This is a genomic window from Rhodomicrobium sp. Az07, from assembly GCF_018619475.1.
Lineage (GTDB): Bacteria > Pseudomonadota > Alphaproteobacteria > Rhizobiales > Rhodomicrobiaceae > Rhodomicrobium.
In genome coordinates, this window is the sequence record NZ_JAHFZG010000014.1 from 53,414 (window position 1) to 73,943 (window position 20,530).

The following is a 20,530-nucleotide window of genomic DNA, read 5'->3' on the forward strand; positions in this document are numbered from 1 at the left end:
AACGCATTTTCGCCACGCCAACCGGGCGTTCGCACGAAAGCGCTTCAGGAGTTCGAGGGAAAAGTTCGTGCTCACCGGAGCCCAGTTGCGCGCTGCACGCTCACTCATCGGCATCGACCAGAAGACACTGGCCGATCAGGCTGGCGTGTCCCTGCCCACCGTTCAGCGCATGGAAGCAAGTCCGGGGATCGTTCGCGGCGTGGTGGACAGCCTCACGAAGATCGTCGAGGCGCTGGATCGCGCGGGCGTCGAACTGATCGGCGAGGGGGCCGTTTCAAACGGCGGCGGACGCGGCGTGCGCCTGAAGAAACCGCCGGAGAGGGCCGAGGAATGATCGGCGCGGGCTGGCAGCTTCAGGCGCTTTTCGTGGCGCTTGCGATCTACGCCGGCGCCGCGCTCGCTGCTGTTTTCCTGCCCCGGCGCCGGCTCGGCCTCGTCTACGCGGCCTCCGCAGCCGCCGCTTCGCTCGCGGTAGTGGCCGAAATTTCCGCCTTCTTCGGCGAGGTCGTGCTGAAGGAACACCTGCCCGTCGGGCTTCCCGGCGTCGGCCTCCACATCCGCCTCGACGGGCTTTCCGCCTTCTTCGGCTTCATCGTGAATGTCGGCGTGCTGATGACAAGCATCTACGGCGCGGGCATCAAGCGAGACGACCTCTCGAAACGCATCGAGCCGCTCTACCCTGCCTTCTGCGGCGCGATGAATGCCGTCCTTCTCGCGGACGATGCATACGGCTTTCTGTTCTTCTGGGAATTGATGTCGCTGTCGTCGTGGGCGCTGGTGGTGTCGCGGCATGACGACCCCGAGAGCCGCAAGGCGGGCTATGTCTATCTTGTCATGGCGGCGGGCGGAACGATGGCGCTGCTGTTCGCCTTCGGCGGCCTCGCGGGCGCCTCCGGCGGCTACGCGTTCGATACGATGCGCGCGAGCCATCTGACGCCGCTCGTCTCTGCTCTCGTGCTTGGCGCGGCGCTGATCGGCGCGGGGTCGAAGGCGGGCATCATGCCTCTTCATGCGTGGCTGCCCCTCGCCCACCCCGCCGCACCGAGCCACGTTTCGGCGCTGATGAGCGGCGTCATGACGAAAGTTGCGATCTATGCGCTGATCCGGGTGGTTTTCGACCTGCTCGGCGATCCGCAATGGTGGTGGTCGCTGCCGTTCATCCTCCTCGGCGCCACGTCGGCGGTCGGCGCGCTGCTCTATGCCGTGCAGGATCAGGATCTGAAGCGGCTGCTCGCTTATTCCACCATCGAGAACGTCGGTATCATCTTCGCAGGCCTGGGCCTTGCCATCGCGTTCAAGTCGTCGAACATCCCGCCGGCGGCGGGCATCGCGCTGGCCGCCGCGCTGATCCACGCGCTGAACCACTCCTGGTTCAAGTCGCTCCTGTTCCTCGGGGCGGGCGCGGTGTTGCACGCGACCGGCACGAAGCAACTCGACCGGCTCGGCGGCCTCATACATCGCATGCCGAAGACCTCGGCTTTCTGGCTCATCGGCGCGCTTGCCATCTCGGCGCTGCCGCCGCTCAACGGCTTCGTCTCGGAATGGCTGCTGTTTCAGGCGGTGCTGACCGGCCCCGTATTCCCCGAGCCGATCCTGCAATTCCTGTCGCCCGTGCTCGGCGCGATGCTGGCGCTCGCGGCCGGGCTTGCCGCCGCCTGTTTCGTGCGCGCCTTCGGCACCGTGTTCCTTGGCCGCCCCAGGAGCCCCGAAGCGGCCACCGCACATGAGGCTCCGTTCGCGCAGACGCTCGCCATCGGCCTTCTCGCGTTGCTCTGCATTCTCGGCGGACTCCTCGGCGGCTTGACGGCCTTCGCGCTCAATCCGCTGCTCGTCGAATACGCCGGGGCCGCCGCCGCGATCAACACGCAGACCGGCCCCACGCCCTTCTCGCTCATCGCCTTCGATCAGGGCCGCGCGATCTACGACGCGCCGACGATCGCGTTCTTCGTCGCGGTGTCGTCGTTCACCACAATGGCGGCAATTCACCTGTTTGCGACCAAGAAGACGCGTCGCTCGCCCGCATGGGATTGCGGCTTCCCCGACCCTTCGCCCGCCACGCAATACACCGCGTCGAGCTACAGCCAGCCGCTGCGCCGGGTCTATGGCGGCGTGGTGTACAGCGCGACCGAGACCGTGGACATGCCGCCGCCGGGGAGCCTGCGCGAAGGGCACTTCCGCATCCGGTTCTCGGACTATCTCTGGCGCTTCCTCTACGTCATGCCAGCCAACGCGCTCTGGGCGATTTCGGAGCGTTTCGACCTCATCCACTACCTGACGATCCGCCGCTATCTCGTGCTGATGTTCTCCACGCTGATCGTGCTGCTCGTCATAACCGCGACGTTCATGTGATGCCCGCAACCATTCAATCCTTCGTCGCTCAGGGCGCGCAAATGTTCTTCGTGCTGGCCATCGCGCCTGCGGTGACGGGCATCACGCGGAAGGTGAAGGCGCGGCTCATGCGGCGGCGCGGGCCCTCCATCTTCCAGCCCTACCGCGATCTCTTGAAGCTCGTGAGGAAGGACTCGGTGCTCGCGCCGAACGCCACCTGGTTCTTCCGTTCCGCGCCCTACATGATCTTTGCCTTCACCTGGGTCGCCGCCGCGCTGGTGCCGACGCTCGCCTCGGGGCTGATGTTCAACTGGGCCGCCGACGTCGTGGCCCTCGTCGCGCTGATCGGCGCCGCCCGCGCGCTGCTCGCGCTCGCCGCCATGGACGCTGGCACCGCTTTCGGCGGCATCGGCTCGTCGCGCGAAATGATGATCGCCTCGCTTGCGGAGCCTGCGTCGCTTCTCGTCGCGCTCACCATCGCGTTCGCGGCGGGCACCACGCGGCTGCCCGAAGTGGCGCAATTCTTGATCGCGCAGCCGCTCGAAATCCGCGTCTCCTTCGCGCTGGCCTTCGTCGCGCTTGTCATCGTGGCGCTCGCCGAAAACGCCCGAATCCCGGTCGACAACCCCGCCACGCATCTCGAACTCACCATGGTTCACGAAGCGATGGTGCTCGAATATTCCGGGCGACACCTCGCCATGATCGAGGCGGCGGGCCACCTGAAGCTCACGCTCTACATTTCGCTCATCATCTGCCTGTTCCTGCCCTTCGGCATGGCTCCGTTCGACGGGACCGCCGGGGCGTGGGCCATCGGCATCGGCAGCTATCTCGCGAAGCTCGGGCTTGCGGCGGTCGCGCTCGGCGTTTGGGAAGTCAGCATCGCGAAGATGCGCGTCTTCCGCGTGAGCGAGTTCCTCGGCGGCGCGTTCACCTTCGCTTTCCTCGCGATCCTGCTCGAATTCCTGTCCCGGGAGGTGCAGCGGTGACGAACGCCTATGACGTCGCACACTTCCTCGCGGGCATGATGCTCGTGTGCAGTTTCACGCTCCTTTATCAGGATCGCATCCTGGCGGTGCTGAACACGTTTGCGGTGCAAGCGATCATGCTGTCGCTCGCCGTCGCCTGGCAGGGCTACGTCCGCAACGCGCCGGACCTGTTCATCACGGCGGCCATGGCGTTCGGGCTGAAGGGCATCATCATTCCCGTCGCGCTGAACCGGATGGTCGAAAAGCTCGGCATCAAACGCGGCGTCGATCAGGTGGTGAATGTCGGCGTCGCGATGTTCCTCGGCCTCGGCCTGACGAGCCTCGCGCTGCTGCTCGTGCTGAAGGTCACGCCGGGCGCGGCATCCTTTACGCGCGAAGGGCTTGCGCTCGCGCTGGCGATCATCCTGTTGGGTTTGCTCCAGATGATCCTGCGCCGCAACGCGGTCACGCAGATCGTCGGCTTCATGTCGATCGAGAATGGCCTCATCCTCGCGGCAACGGGCGCGCGCGGCATGCCGCTCGTGGTCGAGGTCAGCGTCGCGTTTTCCGTGCTCATCGCGCTGTTCGTCTTCGCGGTGTTCCTGTTCCGCATCCGCGAGCGCTTCGACAGCGTGGACGTGGAAAGCCTCGACAAGGTTCGGGCGGCGAGGGCGCATCGATGAACGAGGCCGTTTACGCCGTCTTCGGGATTCCGTTCCTCTCCGCGCTCCTGCTCGCGCTCATCCCGAGCTATCGGTTGACCGCGCTCGGCAACGTGCTCGCTTCGGGCCTCACCTTTGCGGCGGGGCTATCGTTCCTCACGCTGCCGCCGGTCACCGAGACGTACGTCATCCTCGACGACCTCAACAAGTTCTTCATCATCCTGAACACGCTCGTCGGCTTCACAACGTCGCTGTTCAGCCGCAGCTACATCGGCCACGAGATCGCGACCGGGCACCTCACGCCGCTGTTCGTGCGTTTCTACCACGCGATGTTTCAGGGGATGATGGGCGCGATGAACCTCGCGCTGCTCGCCAACAACATCGGGCTGATGTGGGTGGGCCTCGAATTCGCGACGCTCATGACCGTCATCATGGTCGGCATCTACCGCACGCCCGCAGCCCTCGAAGCGGCGTGGAAATACTTCATCCTCGGCATCGTCGGCATCTCGCTCGCCTTCTTCGGCACGATCCTCGTCTATCTCGCCGGACAGGGCGTGCTCGGCGAGGGCGAGGCGGCGATGACCTGGAGCGAACTCATCAAGATCGCGCCGCAGCTTGACGCGCCGCTGCTCAACATCGCGTTCATCTTCCTGCTCGTGGGCTACGGCACGAAGGTCGGCCTTGCGCCGCTGCATGCGTGGCTGCCCGATGCCCACGCCGAAGGGCCGACGCCGATTTCCGCCGTGCTGTCCGGTCTCCTCCTCAACGTCGCGCTGTTCGCACTGCTCCGCTTCAAGATGCTGATCGCGGCGAACCCGAACGCGCTTGCACCCGGCCCGATCCTCATTACCATGGGCCTCGTCTCGCTCATCTTCGCGGCGTTCATGCTCTACCAGCGGCAGGACATCAAACGGCTGTTCGCGTATTCGTCCATCGAGCATATGGGGCTCATCACCTTCGCCTTTGGCCTCGGCGGGCCGTTGTTGAACTTCGCAGCGCTGTTGCACATGGTGATGCACAGCCTCACGAAATCGGCGATCTTCTTCGCGGTCGGCCATGTGACGCAGGCGAAGGGCACGCAGGAACTGTCCGCCATTCGCGGGCTGTCCGTTTCGAACCCGGTCCTCGCGTTCGCGCTCGCGGCGGGAGTGATCGCGATTTCCGGCCTGCCGCCGTTCGGAGCCTTCATGAGCGAATTCCTCATCATCACCGCCACCTTTGCTCGCGAGCCGCTGCTCGCCCTTGCGGTGGCGTTCGGGCTCCTCATCGCGCTGGGGGCGCTTCTCATGCGGCTTCAGGACATCCTTTTCGGCGAACCCACCACGCCAAACCATCCGGTCAGCGCGGCGTCGGCTCCGATCTTCGTTCACCTGTCGCTGATCCTGATCGCGGGGATGTTCCTGCCGCCAGCAATCGTCGTCTGGTTCAGGCGCGCAGCGGAGATGCTCGGATGATCGCCATAGACGAGAATGCGCGCGATAGAGACCCGGTTGCGCTGGCCGACGCGATGGGCGCCGCGCTTCAGGTTCGCGCCGATGGCTTCGCGCGTATCGAAGCGGACGCGGCGCTATGGATCGGCCTCGCGAGAGGGTGCGCGGCGGGCTGGCACGATCTCGGCGCGCTCTGGGTCGACGATCACCACGTTCGCATGGCGCTGTGGGATGCGCGGGAAAACTGCCGCGCCATCGTCTCGCTCACGCTCAAGGCGGGCGCTTACCCGTCCGTCGGCCTCCGTCACGCGCCCGCGCTCCGCCTCGAACGCGCGATGCGCGACCTCTACGGCGCGATACCGGAGGGGATCCCCGACGAGCGCCGCTGGCTCGATCACGGCGTCTGGCCGGGGCGCGAGCACGAACCGGGCTATCATTTCCTTCCCGTCGAGGGCAACGGGCTGCATCAGATCCCCGTCGGCCCGGTGCATGCGGGCATTATCGAGCCGGGGCATTTCCGCTTCACCGCCAACGGCGAGACGATCGCGCGGCTCGAAGCGCGGCTCGGATATGTTCACAAGGGCGTCGAAGCGCTGGCGGAAGGCGCACCGGTCGAAAGGGCGGCGAAGCTTGCCGCGCGCATGTCGGGCGACAGCACCGTCGCCTACAGCTTCGCGTTTGCGCGCGCTGTCGAGGCGGCGCTCGGCTGGGACGTGCCGCCGCGCGCGCAGATCCTTCGCGGCGTGATGGCCGAGCTTGAACGCCTTTCGCACCACGTGAGCGATGTCGGCGGCATCTGCAACGACGCCGCCGTCGCCGCGCTTCTCGCCCGCTGCTCGCTCATCCGCGAAGACATCCTGCGTGCGCAGGCCGCGCTTTTCGGGCATCGCATGATGATGGACGCCATCCTGCCGGGTGGCGTCGCCCGCGACATCGACGCAGGGGGCGTGGCGGAGATCCGCGCGCTGCTGGAGCGCATCGAGATGGGTTTCCACCGCGTCATCCGCGCCTACGACCAGTCGCCGTCTATTCAAAATCGTACGCACGGCACCGGCTTCGTGAAACCCGAGTACATTCGCCAGTTCGGCGCGGGCGGCTTCGTCGGTCGCGCGGGCGGCCGCGCTTTCGACGCGCGCAGGGCGTTCCCCTACGCGCCCTACGACGCCGTCGCCTTCAAGGTGCCGACGCGCGAGGACAGCGATGTGGACGCGCGCATCTGGATCCGCATCGAGGAAATCGCGGAGAGCGCCGGCATCATACGCCAATTGCTCGGAAAGCTCGTAGCCGGGCCGATCCTCGCCGCGCCGCCGCCGTTCGAGCCGGGCGCGGGCGTGGCGCTGGTGGAAGCCTTCCGCGGCGACCTGTTCCTTGCCGTGCGCATCGAGGACGAAGGCCGCGTCGCACACATGCACGCCCGCGACGCCTCGTGGTTCCAGTGGCCGCTGCTCGAAGCCTCGATAGAGGGCAACATCGTGGCCGATTTCCCGTTGTGCAACAAATCGTTCAACTGCTCCTATTCGGGCGTGGATCTATAGGGACCGCCGATGCACATTCTGCTTCTCGACGCGCTCCTGAAAGGCCCGGCCACGGAACGCGCGCCCTCCCCCGATGAAGCGGCGGTTGCCGACCTCGCCCGCGCGCTCGGCAACCGCGCCAGCGCGCGCCTCGGCCGGTCGCTCGCCATCCGCGAGGTCGATGCGGGATCCTGCAACGCCTGCGAACTCGAAATCCACGCTCTCGGCAACCCGGTCTACGATGTGGAGCGCTTCGGCCTGAAGTTCGTCGCCTCGCCGCGCCACGCCGACGTGCTGCTCGTGACCGGCCCCGTCTCCTGGAACATGCGCGAGGGGCTGGAGCGCACCTACGCCGCGACGCCCGATCCGAAATGGGTCGTCGCGGCGGGCGATTGCGCGGTGGGCTGCGGCGTATTCGCGGAAAGCCGTGCCTGCGCGGGCGCCGTTGCGAAAATCATCCCGGTCGACCTCGTGATCCCGGGCTGCCCGCCGACGCCGACCGACCTTCTCAAGGGGCTGCTGGCGCTGGTGGAAGGCACGACGCGACCTTAGCGATGACGGACGCCATCACCATCGACACGCGGGGGCTGTCCTGCCCGATGCCGGTTCTGCTCGCGAAGAAGCAGTTGCGCGCCATCGCGCCCGGCGCGCTCGTGCGCATCCTCGCCACCGATCCGCTCGCGCCGGAAGACTTCCGCGACTTCTGCCGCGTCTCGGGCTGCACCTGGATCGGCGCGGGCGAAACGGAAGACGGCGCGCTCGAAATCACGATCCGGCAGACCGAAGCCTGAAGAAGCCGCGCTCTGCCACTGCCGCCTCACGCACAGAAAACGGCGGCGAGCCGCGCTTCGAGGTCCGCTTTCGCCGCCGCAAGCCGTGCCTCATCGACGGAACGCAGCACGAGCGTCGTGCCATAGCGCCCCTCGTCCATGAACGGATAGCTGCCCATCGGCACATCCGGGAACGCGCGCTGGCATGCTTCGAGCGGCGCCGCAACCGCGCCCTCGGGCCGGTCGACCCTCACCGAGATCGATAACATTTTCGCGCCCGTGCGGAGCCTCGGCGTCACCGCCTTCAGCATCGCTTGCATGATCGAGGGCACGCCCGCCATGACGATGACGTTGCCGATCATGAAGCCGGGGGCCTTGGAGACGGCGTTCTCGATCAGCTCCGCGCCGACGGGAATGCGCGCCATGCGCAGCCGCGCGGGCGTCATCTCGCCCTCGGGGATGCGTTCGAGCAGGAGCGCGCGGGCGCGTTCATCGATGGGAAGCGCCACGCCGAACGCCTTCGCGATGGCGTCGGCCGTGATGTCGTCATGCGTCGGGCCGATCCCCCCCGTGGTGAAGACGTAGTCGTAGGCCGCGCGCAGTGCGTCGACCGCAGCGACAATGGCAGGCTCGTCGTCGGCGACGACGCGCACTTCCTTCAGACGGATGCCGATGTCGGTGCAATGATCGGCGATGGTGCCGATGTTCTTGTCCTTGGTGCGCCCGGACAGGATCTCGTCGCCGATGACGAGCAGCGCGGCGGTGACTTCGGAAGCGGTTGCGGGCGCGCCGGACATGGGAGCCTCGTTAAAATGCGGATACGCGCCTCCTTAGCAGGAAAGCGAGCACGCCGCCAACGGCGGTGCAGGACCGGTCTGCGGACCGTCTGAGAGGCTTAACCCCGCGTCAGCAGCGCCACGAGCGCGGGCGGCAGGCGCAGCACACGCCCCGACATCGACAGCAGCACGCATTGCACCTCAAGCTCGAAGACGCGCTCGCCGCCGCGCACGACATGCTGCGCAATCGTGATGGTCGCCTTGGTGAAGGTGCCGTAGGCCGTGTGGACCTCAAGCTCGTCGTCGATACGCGCGCCGCGCAGGAATTCGGCCTTGAGGCGGCGCACGGCGAACACGGACGGTTCGCCCGTCAACGAGCCATCGGCCAGCTTGTTATGATGCACGCCGAGAAGGCGCAGGAAGTCGGAGCGACCGCGTTCGCACCAGCGCAGATAAGTCGCGTGGTAGCAACTGCCGGAAAAATCCGTGTCCTCGAAATAGACGCGCACGGGCAGCACGTGGCCCGCTTCGCCCACGCGGCCCGAAAGATCTGGCCAGGCGGAGCCTCGGGCGACGCCGGTCATTTCTGAAGTCCGTACACTGCCATCTCCCCGCCAGACGGGCATCCTCTCGCCCGCGATCCGCCACCTCCACAAAAACTAAGGCGGGTCCATGGCAGAACCCGCCCTGCGACTAATAAAGAGACGGAATGTCTCGGGGGCAGCGTGTCAGGCCGCCTTCTTGTTGACACCGCTCATGGCGACCTTGGTCAGAAGGGCGTCGGTGTCCTTTTCTTCCTTGAGCGTCTGCTTGAGAAGCTTGGCGGCTTCCGGCATGCCGAGCTGCTCCGCCCACGCACACAAGGTGCCGTAGCGGGCGATTTCATAATGCTCCACGGCCTGGGCGGCGGCGATCAGACCGGCGTCCATCACTTCGCCCGGCTCGGTCTCGCTCATGACTTCCTTGCCTTCCTCGACGAGGCCTTCGACGGCTTCGCAGGTCTTGCCGCGCGCCGACTTGTCGAGCATTTCGAACACCTGCTGGAGGCGCTCGATCTGACCTTCCGTCTGCTCGACGTGCAGCTGGAACGCCTTCTTGAGTTCCGGAGTCGTGGCGTTTTTCGCCATTCTGGGAAGCGCTTTCAGGATCTGCTTCTCGCCGTGATAGATGTCCTGAAGCGTCGCGTAGAACAGTTCGTTCAGGGTTTTTGCGGTTGGCATGATGGGTTTCCTTTTCTAGGAACGTTCTGGCGTTTGTTTTGCTTGTCTTAGCCGTCGCAAAAGAGGGCCGCGAAGGCCCTCTCTGAACTTCGAATGCCTTAGCGCCTGTCGCTGTCGCTGCTGCCCATCAGACCGCCGCTGCCCGAGCCTTGGCGCTGGAAGCTCGGAGCGTTGTTAAGGTCTTGCTTCGACATGTTGATGGTGACGCGGTCGGGGGTGATACCGCCGTCCTTCTTCAGATGGCCGTAGTCCACCGCGACGTTCTTCTCGCCGAGGCCGAGAAAGCCGCCTACGCCCACAACGACGGCGGCAATGCGGCCGTCCTTGTCGATCACGAGGTCGTTCAGGTTGCCGATCGACTCGCCAGCGGAATTATAGACGTTCTTGTTCCAGAGATTGGCGACAAGCCATTGATCGGCGCCTTTGGTCTGGCGGAAGCGTTCGGCCGAGCCGGTCTTCAGGCCCCGATCCTCCGTATCCATCTGCGCTTGCGTGCCGCTCTGGCTGGACTGCCCCGTCTGGCTTGTCCCTGTCTGGTTTCGCGAGTCCATCCGCTCCTGAGCAGATTGGCCCTGAGTTGTCTGCGCCATTCGCTCGCGGCTGGCGCGGTTCGACTGTTCCGCACGGATCGCGCCCGGATCGCCGGGACCGCGCGTTCCGAGGCTCGAGCCCGCGTTTCCGGGGGGATAGGATTCCTGAGGTAGCGGGGAATTCTGCTGGGTCTGTTGAGCTTGAGCCGCCGTCGCAAGCAGCAGCACTGCCGCAGCCGTGGTGGTTATACACTTCATGGTCGAGTCCTCCGTTTCGTGATGGGTATTTCGCAAACGCTCAAGTCGGCGTGAAGTTCCGAATTTTTGAACGGGAACGCGCTCTCCTCTTGACGTGTTTCAACAGTCGTTTCGTCAACAGGAGGAAGATGATGAAGGGAATTATGCTTTGGGCAATCGGGCTGCCGATTCCGCTTATCATACTCGGCTATTTACTTGGTTGGCTTTAAGCTTCTTGGGCGTGACTATTTGTTGAAAATTGTCAACTATATTGTTAAAAGGACTATGAGGCGTTCCGTCCTTGTGCCTTTTGATAACGCGGCTTTTCGGTGTTAACGCCCGGCGGTTTCGTTGCTAAGAAGCGTGCATGAACGTTCTTCTCATCGGCGGCGGTGGCCGCGAACATGCGCTGGCGTGGAAGCTCACGCAGAGCGCTGCGCTTGGCGCATTTTATTGCTCGCCCGGCAATGCGGGGATCGCGCGAATTGCGGCGCCGGGGCCGGCGAACCCCGACGACTTCGCGCAGGTCGCTGAGTTCTGCCGCGAGGCGGCCATCGGCCTCGTGGTGGTCGGCCCGGAAGCGCCTCTCGTGGCAGGTCTCGCGGATTACCTCCGCGCCGCAGGCTTTGCGGTTTTCGGGCCATCGGCCGCCGCCGCGCAGCTTGAGGCGTCGAAATCCTTCACCAAGGCCGTTTGCGACGAGCGCGGCATTCCCACCGCCGCCTACGGCTATTTCGTGAGCCGCGAGGAAGCGATGGCCTATGCGCGGGAGAAGGGCGCCCCGCTTGTGGTGAAAGCGGACGGATTGGCGGCGGGCAAGGGCGTGACCGTTTGCGAGACGCTTGCCGAGGCTGAAGCCGCCATCGCGTCCTGTTTCGAGGGCGCATATGGGGCGGGCGGCTCCTCCGTCGTGATCGAGGAAAAACTTGTCGGCGAGGAAGCGAGCTTTTTCGCCATCTGCGACGGTGCGCGAGCCGTGCCCTTCGGCAGCGGCAAGGACCACAAGCGCGCGTTCGACGGCGACGAGGGACCGAATACCGGCGGCATGGGCGTCGTTTCGCCCGCGCCGGGGATGACGCCCGCGCTTGCCGACCGCGTCATGCGTGAGATCGTGATGCCGACGCTCGAAGCCATGGCCGCGCGCGGAACGCCCTTTCAGGGCGTGCTCTATGCCGGGCTGATGATCACGGCGGACGGCCCGAAACTCATCGAATACAATGTGCGCTTCGGCGATCCGGAATGTCAGGTGCTGATGCTTCGGCTGAAATCCGACCTGCTTCCGCTGCTCGATGCGGCCGCGAAGGGCGACCTCACCGGCGCGGCACCCGAGTGGAGCGACGAAACGGCGGTCACGGTGGTGATGGCTGCGGAAGGCTACCCCGGCGATTATACGAAGGGCAGCGTCATTTCCGGGCTGGACGCGGCGGCCGCGCTTCCCGGCGTGACCGTGTTTCATGCCGGAACGAAGCGCGGGGCGGATGGCGCGGTTCTGGCCAATGGCGGACGTGTGCTGAATGTGAGCGCGGTCGGCCGCGACGTGGCGGAAGCGCGCGCTCGCGCCTATTCGGCGGCGGCGGCCATCGACTGGCCGGAGGGCTTCTATCGCCGCGATATCGGGGCTTAAGTCAGCGTTACGCCCGCGGTGTCCAGGCTTGCGCAAGCTCTTGACAACCTGTGACCAAGCCTGTGGACGGGGTCGAGGGAAGTTTGGCACAACCTTTTGATATTTTTTGGTTGCGCTAAATTGTCAAAGACTCGCGTATGCCTTCCTTCCGCTCGAAGGAAGGAGGACGAGGCTTAATGACGAAACCGGGCTTCATCCACCTCCACGTCCATTCCGCCTTTTCGCTGCTGGAAGGCGCGTTGCCGGTCAAGGCGCTCATCAAGGCCGCCGCCGCCGATGGCCAGCCCGCGCTCGCCATCACCGACCGCAACAACCTCTTCGGCGCGCTCGAATTCTCCGAATACATGGCGGGAGAGGGCATTCAGCCCATCATCGGCTGCGCCCTGACCCTCGCCTTTCCCGCGCCGGCCGACGAAACGACGCGTTCCGGTCAGCGGCCAGCCGCGCATGGTGGAACGATCGTCCTTCTGGCCAAGGATGAGGAGGGCTATGGCAACCTCATGCGCCTGTCGAGCCGGGCGTTTCTCGATTCGGGCGACGGCTCGAACCCGCATGTAGAGGTTGAGTTTCTCGCGGAGCAAGCGCGCGGTCTGATCGCGCTTTCGGGCGGCCCGGACGGCCCGGCGGATCGCGCCTTCGCCGCCGGAAACGCAGCCGCGGCGGAAGCGCGTCTCGCGGCGCTGGCCGAGGCGTTCGGCGACCGCCTCTATGTCGAAATCCAGCGCCACGGGCTCGCCCGCGAGCGCGCGGTGGAGCCGCAGCTTCTGCGCTGGGCCTACGATAATGGCGTGCCGCTGGTCGCCACCAACGAAGCGTATTTTCCGAAGCGCGCCGTCTTCGAGGCGCACGACGCGCTTCTCTGCATCGCCGAGGGCCGTTACGTCGCCGAAGACGACCGCCGCCGCCTCTCGCCCGACCACTGGCTGAAGCCGCAAGCCGACATGGTGAAGCTGTTCGCCGACCTGCCCGAGGCGGTTGCGAACACGGTCGAGATCGCGCGGCGCTGCGCGTTCCGACCGCGCCCGCGAAAGCCGATCCTGCCGCAATTCGTCGTCGGCACCGAAGACACGCACGAGGCCGAGGCCGCAGAGCTTCGCAAGCAGGCGCAGGAGGGCCTTGCGCGCCGTCTCGCCGTCATACCCAAGTCCCAGCGCGCCGCGAGCGATGAAGACTACGAGAAGCGCCTCGACTTCGAACTCGACGTCATCACGCGCATGAAGTTCCCCGGCTACTTCCTGATCGTGGCGGACTTCATCAAATGGGCGAAGGCGCAAGGCATTCCGGTGGGACCGGGGCGCGGCTCCGGCGCGGGCTCGGTCGTCGCGTGGTCGCTCACCATCACCGACCTCGACCCGATCCGCTTCGGCCTCCTGTTCGAGCGCTTCCTGAACCCGGAACGCGTGTCGATGCCCGACTTCGACATCGATTTCTGCCAGGATCGCCGCGACGAGGTGATCCAGTATGTGCGCGCGAAATACGGCGCGGACCGCGTCGCGCAGATCATAACCTTCGGCAAGCTTCAGGCGCGCGCGGTGCTGCGCGATGTCGGTCGCGTGCTGCAAATGCCCTACGGGCAGGTGGACCGCCTCTGCAAGCTCGTGCCGAACAACCCGGCGAACCCGGTGACGCTCGCTGAAGCCATCGAGGGCGAGCCGAAGCTTCAGGAGGCGCGCGACGGCGAGGAGATCGTGGCGCAGCTTCTCGACACGGCGCAGAAGCTGGAAGGGCTGTACCGCCACGCCTCCACGCATGCCGCGGGCGTCGTGATCGGCGACCGCGACCTTGTGGAGCTTGTGCCGCTCTATCGCGATCCGAAATCCGACATGCTCGTCACCCAGTTCAACATGAAGTGGGTGGAGCAGGCGGGCCTGGTGAAGTTCGACTTCCTCGGCCTGAAGACGCTGACCGTCTTGCAGAAGGCGTGCGCGCTGCTCGAAAAGGCGGGCAGGCCCGTCGACCTCGGACATCTGCCGCTCGACGACCGGCCCACCTACGAGATGCTGGCGAAGGGCGATACCGGCGGCGTGTTCCAGCTGGAAAGCACGGGCATGCGCGAGGCGCTGCGCAAGCTGAAGCCCGACCGCTTCGGCGACATCATCGCCATGGTGGCGCTCTATCGCCCCGGCCCGATGGACAACATCGAAACCTACGTCAACCGCAAGCACGGCATCGAGGTGCCGGACTACCTGCATCCGCTCGCGAAGCCGATCCTCGAAGAGACCTACGGCGTCATCATCTATCAGGAGCAGGTGATGCAGCTCGCGCAGGTTCTGTCGGGCTACAGCCTCGGCGAGGCCGACCTGCTGCGCCGCGCCATGGGCAAGAAGATCAAGGCGGAGATGGACGCGCAAGGCGCGCGCTTCGTGAAGGGTGCGCTGGAAAAGGACATCCCCGAAGCCCGCGCGCGCTACATCTTCGAGCTTGTCGCGAAGTTCGCGGGCTACGGCTTCAACAAGAGCCACGCGGCGGCCTATGCGCTGATCGCCTATCACACGGCCTACCTGAAGGCGAACCACCCGCAGGAATTCATCGCGGCGTCGATGACGCTCGACATGGCGAACACGGACAAGCTTTACGCCTTCACGCGCGAGGCGCGGCGCAACGGCATCGCGATCCTGCCGCCCTCGGTGAACAGATCGGCGGTCGAGTTCGAGCCCGAGGGCGACAACGCCATCCGCTACGCGCTCGCGGCGCTGAAGAATATGGGGCACGCAGCCGCAGCGCATATCGTCGAGGAGCGCGGCGGCAAGCCCTACCGCGATCTCGCCGACTTCATGCTGCGCATCAACCCCAAGGCGGTGAACAAGCGCGGCATCGAGACGCTGAACGCGGCGGGCGCCTTCGAGGACATGGAGACGAACCGCGCGAAGGTGGCGAAGAACCTCGACCGGCTCATGGAATTCGGCTCGAAGGCCGCCGAGGACCGCGCGCGCGGGCAGGTGGACATGTTCGGCGGCGGGCTGGCGGGCGGCCCCGCGCCGCGCCTCGACCTCGCGGATGCGCCCGAATGGAGCCTCGTCGAAAAGCTCGAAAACGAACTCGCGGCGGCGGGCTTCTATCTCTCCGGCCATCCGCTCGACGATTTCACCGACCAGCTCGCCCGCATGAACGTGCTGAAATGGAGCGATTTTTCGGCGCGCGTGCAGGCCTATGGCCGCGCCGAGTCGCGCCTCGCTGCCACCGTCACCTACCGGCAAGATCGCAAGGCCAAGTCCGGCAACCGCTTCGCCTTCGCGGGCTTCTCCGATCCGACCGGGCAGTTCGAGGCCGTCATCTTCGCGGACACGCTGAACGTCGCGGGCGACAAGCTCGAAGCGGGCAAGAACGTGCTGATCCACGTGGAAGGCGAGGCCGACGGCGAGGCGATCAAGGTCCGCGTGCAGGCCGTGCAGGCGCTGGACGAGGTGCTCGGCAAGACCACGCGGCAGGTGTCCATCACAGCGACGGAGCGCTTGCAGGTGGCCGAACTCGTGAAGCATCTCGGCCGCGAGGGCGGCATTCAGGTGACGCTCGTGGTGCAGATCCCCGAGGCACGGAAGGCCGTGGAGTTCAAGCTCGGCGACAATTTCTCGATTTCCGCGCGGCAGCTCGCGACGCTGAAGACGCTGCCCGGCGTTTTGCAGGTGGGGTGAGGGGCGGGCGGGGCGCTTGACCTAAGCTTTCATTTTCGTCTTCATGCCTTGAAACGGGGATCAAGACATGGCCGATATTTTCATTTCATATTCGAAAGCCAACAGATCGCTCGCCGAAGCGCTGGCGAACGATTTGCTGGGCGCCGGTTATTCCGTCTGGTGGGACACCGAGCTTGTCGGGGGCGAGGAGTTCAAGAACGTCATCCTGAAAGAACTCGACGCGGCGCAGGCCGTGATCGTGATCTGGACGCCCGCTTCGGTCACGTCCAACTGGGTTTATTCCGAGGCGAGCCGGGCGCAGGCGCAGAAGAAGCTCATCACCGTCAAGTCGGCCGATCTCGATATGCGCCTCATTCCCCCGCCCTTCGACACCTTGCATGTCGATCCGCTGGACCAGCGCGCGCGGCTCTTCGTGGCGCTCGGCAAGCTTGGGGTCGAGGCGGGCCGGAATGGCGGCGCGCCGCGCAACGAGGCGGACGAAGCGCTGTGGGAAGAAGTGTTGAGCCTTCGCGATCCGCAGCTCTATATCCACTACCTCAAGACCTTCCCGTTCGGAACGCACGCCCATGAAGCCGACGAGATCATCTGGCGCGACGTGCGCATACAGGATTCGGCCAGCGGTTATCTCTGGTATCTTCGCGAGTTTCCCGCGGGCAACTTTTCGACCGAGGCCGAGGATGCGTATTGGCGCATCCAGCGCGCGGTCGATACGTTTGAGGCGTTTGCCGATTACCTGAAGAATCGTCCGCAAGGCCGACATCGCCGCGATGCCGATTTGCTGCTTTGGAAACGGACTGAAAGCCAAAATACCGTCGCAGCCTACGAGGCCTACATTGCCGCATCGCCATCTGGCATCAAAATCGAGGTTGCAAAGCTGAGACCACAAAGGCTCAGATCGGAGCAGGAACGTCAACGGGAGATCAAACTTATCGAGTCGGGGGGTAGCTTCCGCGATTTCCCCAACGCGCCAGAGATGGTAGTAATTCCCGCTGGCGCGTTCTGGATGGGATCGAAGGACGACGAGGGTGATGATAGCGAGCGGCCACGGCATCGGGTGACGATCCCGCAGGCATTTGCGCTGGGAAAATATCCGGTCACGTTCGAGGAGTGGGACGCTTACGTGGCCGATGGCGGTGGCGGATTTCTCGGATTTGGCACGCGCTACAAGCCCGACGACAATGGCTGGGGGCGCGGGCGGCGTCCGGTGATCGACGTATCGTGGGACAATGCGCAGGCCTATGTTAAATGGCTGTCGGAGAAGACGGGAAAGCTCTACCGCCTGCCGAGCGAGGCCGAGTGGGAATATGCCTGCCGGGCGGGGACGGAGACCGCCTGGTTCTTCGGCAGCTCCGAAAGCGATCTGGACCGCTATGGTTGGTATAAAGATAATTCTGGCCGCAAGACGCATCCGGTTGGCGAGAAACTACCGAACGCTTTCGGCTTGCACGACCTGCACGGCAATGTCTGGGAGTGGTGCGAGGATTGCTGGAATGACAGCTACGCGGCCAAGCCTGAAGCGCTGAAGCAGAGCGGCGGAGCGTGGACAGCCGGAGACTGTTTTCTTCGCGTTCTTCGCGGCGGCTCGTGGGGCGATGGCCCGCAGAGCCTTCGCTCGGCCGACCGCTTCTGGAGCAGCTCCGACTTCCGTCTCAACTTCGTCGGCTTCCGGGCTGCCAGGACGTTAAATCCTTAATCTTTACCTCTTTACCCCTTGTGTTTTCTTTTGTCGGGGGGTCCAGGGGGCTTGCCCCCTGGCAGTCCCGCCGAAGGCGGGCCGCCCGGTTTGCCGCATCGCCCGCAAAGCCGCGCGGCTCTTGCAATTTTATCCGTCGCCCCCTATACAGAGCGCATCTCACACGCGGGGATCATGTCAGGGCCGTTACACGGCCCTTTTTGGCATTCCGGTGATGGCATCGCCATCCACACGCCCCGCGGCGGCTTAACCGGACGAAGGACATAGCATGACTCTGCCCCAATTCACGATGCGCCAGCTCCTCGAAGCTGGCGTGCATTTCGGTCACCAGACGCACCGCTGGAACCCGAAAATGTCGGACTACCTGTTCGGCACGCGCAACAAGATCCACATCATCGACCTGTCGAAGACCGTGCCGCTGCTGCATCAGGCGGTTGTGACCGCGAGCGACGTGGTGGCCCAGGGCGGGCGCATCCTGTTCGTCGGCACGAAGCGGCAGGCGTCGGACCCGGTCGCGGAAGCGGCGAAGCGCAGCGCGCAATATTACGTCAATCACCGCTGGCTCGGCGGCATGCTGACCAACTGGAAGACGATCACCAATTCGATCAAGCGGCTGCGCTATCTCGACGACCTCGTGTCGGGCGAAGGGCAGGGCTTCACCAAGAAAGAGCTTCTGAACCTGACGCGCGAGCGCGACAAGCTTGAGCAGGAACTCGGCGGCATCAAGGACATGGGCGGCGTGCCCGACCTTCTGTTCGTGATCGACACGAACAAGGAATCCATCGCGATCCAGGAAGCGAAGAAGCTCAAGATCCCGGTCATCGCCATCATCGACTCGAACTCGAACCCGGACGGCGTCAACTATCCGATCCCCGGCAACGACGACGCGGGCCGCGCCATCACGCTGTATTGCGATCTGATTTCGCGCGCGGCCATCGACGGGATCGAGCGCGCTCAGGGCGTGTCGGGCATCGACATCGGCGAATCGGAAGACGTGGCCGAAGCCGCGCTTGAGGAAGTGCCGGAAGTGGCGGAAGCGCCGGAAGCGCCCGCGACCAACGGCAAGAACGGCGCGCATGTCGCCGTCGCCGCCAAGGAAGGCGACGCGGAAACCACGCTTGAAGGTCTGGCCGAGCCGCAGGGCGAAAAGGACGACCTCAAGAAGGTGCGCGGCATCACCAAGGCGCACGAGAAGAAGCTCAACGAGCGCGGCATCTTCCACTTCTGGCAGGTCGCGGCGTTCACGCAGGACAATCTGGACGAAATCGACCGTCTGCTGCACGGCAACGGCCAGATCGCCAAGGGCGACTGGGTCGATCAGGCGCGCGAGCTGACGAGCTAAGGATAGTAATGCGGAGCGCGCGCGAGCGCGCTCCAGCGCAACCCAATGAGGTAGAGAATGGCTGCGATTACTGCCGGCATGGTGAAGGATCTTCGCGAGAAGACCGGCGCGGGTATGATGGACTGCAAGACCGCGCTTTCGGAATCGGATGGCGACATGGAAGCAGCCGTCGACTGGCTTCGCGCGAAAGGCCTGTCCAAGGCCGCGAAGAAGGCGGACCGCGTGGCTGCCGAGGGTCTGATCGGCGTGTCGTCCGGCGCGAAGTGCGGCGCGGTGGTCGAGGTCAATTCGGAAACCGACTTCGTGGCGCGCAATCCCGAGTTCCAGAAGGTCGTGGCCGAAGTCGCGAAGCTCGCGCTTTCCGCTGGCGGCGACGTCGAGAAACTCGCCGCGACCGAATATCCGGGCAAGACGGCGTCCGTCGCCGACCACCTCAAGGAACTCGTCGCCACCATCGGCGAGAACATTTCGCTGCGCCGCACGGCCGCTTTGTCGGTGAACGACGGCGTCGTGGCGACCTACGTCCACAACCAGGCGGCTCCGGGCCTCGGCAAGATCGGCGTGCTCGTCGCGCTCGAATCGACGGGCAAGGCGGAAAAGCTCACCGAGATCGGCCGTCAGATCGCGATGCATGTCGCGGCGACGAACCCGCTTGCGCTGAAGGATGAGGAAGTCGATCCGGAAGTCGTCGAGCGCGAACGCGCGATCTTCACCGAACAGGCGAGGGAAAGCGGCAAGCCGGAAAAGGTCATCGCGCAGATGATCGAGGGCCGTATCCGGAAGTTCTATCAGGAGGTCGTCCTCCTGAAGCAGGCTTTCGTGATCAATCCCGATCTCACCGTCGAGAAGGCGGTGAAGGAAGCCGAGACGGAAGCCGGCGCGCCGATCACGGTCACGGGCTTCGTTCGCTTCGAACTCGGCGAGGGCATTGTCACCGAGAAGGGCGATTTCGCGGCGGAAGTGGCGGCGGCCGCTGGAAATCAATAACGGTATACCGATATAGCGGGCGGCAGCTTTGCCGTCCGTCCTCCCGCAGCCTCAGGGAAAAGCCATGGCGCACCTTCCTTTTACCCGCCCGCTCATCAAGATTTCGGGCGAGGCGCTTATGGGCAGCGGACAATACGGCATCGACCCGCAGGCGCTCGACGCGATCGCGCGCGACGTGGCGGATGTGGCAAACAGCGGCAAGCGCATCGCGCTCGTGGTCGGCGGCGGGAACATTTATCGCGGCCTCGCTGGCTCCGCGAAGGGCATTGACCGCGTGAAGGCCGACTTCATGGGCATGCTCGCGACCGTGATGAACGGCGTGGCATTGCAGCAGACGCTGGTTCGCATCGGCCAGCCCGCGACAATCTATACCGGGCTTCCGGTACCGCAGGTATGCCCCACATTCTCGCGCGACGCGGCCGTCGAGGATCTTGAAGCGGGCAAGGTCGTCGTGCTTGCTGGCGGCACGGGCAACCCGTTCTTTACCACCGACACCACGGCCGCGCTTCGCGCCGCCGAACTCGGTTGCGATTCGCTGCTCAAGGCGACACAGGTTGACGGCATTTATTCCGCCGACCCGAAGAAAGACCCACGCGCCGAACGCTACGACCGGCTCACCTTTTCGGAGGTGCTGGCACGCGATCTCAAGGTGATGGACGCAGCGGCCATCGCGCTTGCCCGCGACAACGCGATTCCCGTCGTGGTATTCTCGCTGCACGAACAAGGCGCAATCGGCAAGGTTATGCGCGGTGAGGCCCTTTGCAGCGTTGTGGGAAACGACGCGGACGCATAAATCTGGGCCTGAAGAAACTTATCAGAC

At 64.9% G+C, this 20,530-nt stretch carries 18 protein-coding genes; 14 read left to right on the forward strand and 4 right to left on the reverse strand.

Features of this window, described 5'->3' with window-relative positions; genetic code table 11:
• Positions 1–67 precede the first annotated feature (67 nt).
• Genes KKP04_RS11355 through KKP04_RS11390 form a run of 8 tightly spaced genes read left to right on the forward strand, consistent with a single transcriptional unit; the run spans position 68 to position 7,690 of the window.
• On the forward strand, positions 68–334 hold the full coding sequence (locus KKP04_RS11355) for a helix-turn-helix domain-containing protein (RefSeq protein WP_215031113.1): 267 nt from the start codon (positions 68–70) through the stop codon (positions 332–334).
• Positions 331–2,349, forward strand: coding sequence for a hydrogenase 4 subunit B (gene hyfB, locus KKP04_RS11360; protein WP_215031116.1), 2,019 nt, complete (start codon positions 331–333; stop codon positions 2,347–2,349). The genes KKP04_RS11355 and hyfB overlap by 4 nt, the downstream gene beginning before the upstream one ends.
• Positions 2,349–3,314 (forward strand): respiratory chain complex I subunit 1 family protein, encoded by a 966-nt coding sequence (locus KKP04_RS11365; RefSeq protein ID WP_215031119.1) that lies wholly within the window; start codon positions 2,349–2,351, stop codon positions 3,312–3,314. Before hyfB ends, KKP04_RS11365 begins: the two co-directional genes overlap by 1 nt.
• Positions 3,311–3,976, forward strand: a complete 666-nt coding sequence (locus KKP04_RS11370) for a hydrogenase-4 component E (protein ID WP_371818774.1) — start codon at positions 3,311–3,313, stop codon at positions 3,974–3,976. The genes KKP04_RS11365 and KKP04_RS11370 overlap by 4 nt, the downstream gene beginning before the upstream one ends.
• Entirely contained in the window at positions 3,973–5,409 is a 1,437-nt protein-coding gene (locus KKP04_RS11375) for a hydrogenase 4 subunit F (protein ID WP_215031133.1), read from the forward strand. The genes KKP04_RS11370 and KKP04_RS11375 overlap by 4 nt, the downstream gene beginning before the upstream one ends.
• Entirely contained in the window at positions 5,406–6,920 is a 1,515-nt protein-coding gene (locus KKP04_RS11380) for an NADH-quinone oxidoreductase subunit C (RefSeq protein ID WP_215031135.1), read from the forward strand. Before KKP04_RS11375 ends, KKP04_RS11380 begins: the two co-directional genes overlap by 4 nt.
• Before the next feature lie 9 nt (positions 6,921–6,929).
• Positions 6,930–7,451, forward strand: a complete 522-nt coding sequence (locus KKP04_RS11385; protein ID WP_215031138.1) for an NADH-quinone oxidoreductase subunit B family protein — start codon at positions 6,930–6,932, stop codon at positions 7,449–7,451.
• Between the two features lie 2 nt (positions 7,452–7,453).
• The gene (locus tag KKP04_RS11390) at positions 7,454–7,690 is read left to right on the forward strand and encodes a sulfurtransferase TusA family protein (protein ID WP_215031141.1); all 237 of its coding nucleotides are present in this window, start codon (positions 7,454–7,456) and stop codon (positions 7,688–7,690) included.
• Positions 7,691–7,716: 26 nt separating this feature from the next.
• Here the strand turns inward: KKP04_RS11390 and KKP04_RS11395 are convergent, their stop codons facing one another.
• The 4 genes from KKP04_RS11395 to KKP04_RS11410 all read right to left on the reverse strand — a co-directional run bounded on the left by KKP04_RS11395 (position 7,717) and on the right by KKP04_RS11410 (position 10,453).
• Positions 7,717–8,466 (reverse strand): molybdopterin-binding protein, encoded by a 750-nt coding sequence (locus KKP04_RS11395; RefSeq protein ID WP_215031144.1) that lies wholly within the window; start codon positions 8,464–8,466, stop codon positions 7,717–7,719.
• Between the two features lie 98 nt (positions 8,467–8,564).
• Positions 8,565–9,029, reverse strand: coding sequence for a YbgC/FadM family acyl-CoA thioesterase (locus tag KKP04_RS11400; protein WP_215031147.1), 465 nt, complete (start codon positions 9,027–9,029; stop codon positions 8,565–8,567).
• Positions 9,030–9,173: 144 nt separating this feature from the next.
• The gene (locus tag KKP04_RS11405) at positions 9,174–9,665 is read right to left on the reverse strand and encodes a ferritin-like domain-containing protein (RefSeq protein ID WP_215031150.1); all 492 of its coding nucleotides are present in this window, start codon (positions 9,663–9,665) and stop codon (positions 9,174–9,176) included.
• Between the two features lie 98 nt (positions 9,666–9,763).
• Positions 9,764–10,453, reverse strand: coding sequence for a PRC-barrel domain-containing protein (locus KKP04_RS11410; RefSeq protein WP_251134055.1), 690 nt, complete (start codon positions 10,451–10,453; stop codon positions 9,764–9,766).
• Between the two features lie 346 nt (positions 10,454–10,799).
• Here KKP04_RS11410 and purD point away from each other — a divergent pair, with 346 nt between their 5' ends.
• The 6 genes from purD (at position 10,800) to pyrH (ending at position 20,503) form a co-directional block, all read left to right on the forward strand.
• A complete protein-coding gene (gene purD / locus KKP04_RS11415; RefSeq protein WP_215031153.1) occupies positions 10,800–12,056 on the forward strand; it encodes a phosphoribosylamine--glycine ligase in 1,257 nt (418 codons plus the stop codon).
• Between the two features lie 176 nt (positions 12,057–12,232).
• On the forward strand, positions 12,233–15,688 hold the full coding sequence (dnaE, locus tag KKP04_RS11420) for a DNA polymerase III subunit alpha (protein WP_215031156.1): 3,456 nt from the start codon (positions 12,233–12,235) through the stop codon (positions 15,686–15,688).
• Positions 15,689–15,755: 67 nt separating this feature from the next.
• The gene (locus KKP04_RS11425) at positions 15,756–17,381 is read left to right on the forward strand and encodes an SUMF1/EgtB/PvdO family nonheme iron enzyme (RefSeq protein ID WP_215031174.1); all 1,626 of its coding nucleotides are present in this window, start codon (positions 15,756–15,758) and stop codon (positions 17,379–17,381) included.
• Between the two features lie 268 nt (positions 17,382–17,649).
• A complete protein-coding gene (locus tag KKP04_RS11430) occupies positions 17,650–18,723 on the forward strand; it encodes a 30S ribosomal protein S2 (RefSeq protein WP_215031177.1) in 1,074 nt (357 codons plus the stop codon).
• A 57-nt stretch (positions 18,724–18,780) separates the two neighbouring features.
• Complete coding sequence (tsf, locus tag KKP04_RS11435) at positions 18,781–19,710, forward strand: translation elongation factor Ts (RefSeq protein WP_215031180.1); 930 nt, start codon at positions 18,781–18,783, stop codon at positions 19,708–19,710.
• Between the two features lie 64 nt (positions 19,711–19,774).
• Positions 19,775–20,503: a UMP kinase gene (gene pyrH, locus KKP04_RS11440; protein ID WP_215031183.1), complete on the forward strand. Its 729-nt coding sequence runs from the start codon at positions 19,775–19,777 to the stop codon at positions 20,501–20,503.
• Positions 20,504–20,530 lie beyond the last annotated feature (27 nt).

Excerpts from the sequence above, each read along its gene's own strand:
- hyfB (WP_215031116.1), top strand. The coding sequence starts at position 331 with ATGATCGGCGCGGGCTGGCAGCTTCAGGCGCTTTTCGTGGCGCTTGCG.
- KKP04_RS11365 (WP_215031119.1), top strand. The coding sequence starts at position 2,349 with ATGCCCGCAACCATTCAATCCTTCGTCGCTCAGGGCGCGCAAATGTTC.
- KKP04_RS11375 (WP_215031133.1), top strand. The coding sequence starts at position 3,973 with ATGAACGAGGCCGTTTACGCCGTCTTCGGGATTCCGTTCCTCTCCGCG.
- KKP04_RS11380 (WP_215031135.1), top strand. The coding sequence starts at position 5,406 with ATGATCGCCATAGACGAGAATGCGCGCGATAGAGACCCGGTTGCGCTG.
- KKP04_RS11385 (WP_215031138.1), top strand. The coding sequence starts at position 6,930 with ATGCACATTCTGCTTCTCGACGCGCTCCTGAAAGGCCCGGCCACGGAA.
- KKP04_RS11390 (WP_215031141.1), top strand. The coding sequence starts at position 7,454 with ATGACGGACGCCATCACCATCGACACGCGGGGGCTGTCCTGCCCGATG.
- KKP04_RS11395 (WP_215031144.1), bottom strand. The coding sequence starts at position 8,466 with ATGTCCGGCGCGCCCGCAACCGCTTCCGAAGTCACCGCCGCGCTGCTC.
- KKP04_RS11400 (WP_215031147.1), bottom strand. The coding sequence starts at position 9,029 with ATGACCGGCGTCGCCCGAGGCTCCGCCTGGCCAGATCTTTCGGGCCGC.
- KKP04_RS11405 (WP_215031150.1), bottom strand. The coding sequence starts at position 9,665 with ATGCCAACCGCAAAAACCCTGAACGAACTGTTCTACGCGACGCTTCAG.
- KKP04_RS11410 (WP_251134055.1), bottom strand. The coding sequence starts at position 10,453 with ATGAAGTGTATAACCACCACGGCTGCGGCAGTGCTGCTGCTTGCGACG.
- purD (WP_215031153.1), top strand. The coding sequence starts at position 10,800 with ATGAACGTTCTTCTCATCGGCGGCGGTGGCCGCGAACATGCGCTGGCG.
- dnaE (WP_215031156.1), top strand. The coding sequence starts at position 12,233 with ATGACGAAACCGGGCTTCATCCACCTCCACGTCCATTCCGCCTTTTCG.
- KKP04_RS11425 (WP_215031174.1), top strand. The coding sequence starts at position 15,756 with ATGGCCGATATTTTCATTTCATATTCGAAAGCCAACAGATCGCTCGCC.
- KKP04_RS11430 (WP_215031177.1), top strand. The coding sequence starts at position 17,650 with ATGACTCTGCCCCAATTCACGATGCGCCAGCTCCTCGAAGCTGGCGTG.
- tsf (WP_215031180.1), top strand. The coding sequence starts at position 18,781 with ATGGCTGCGATTACTGCCGGCATGGTGAAGGATCTTCGCGAGAAGACC.
- pyrH (WP_215031183.1), top strand. The coding sequence starts at position 19,775 with ATGGCGCACCTTCCTTTTACCCGCCCGCTCATCAAGATTTCGGGCGAG.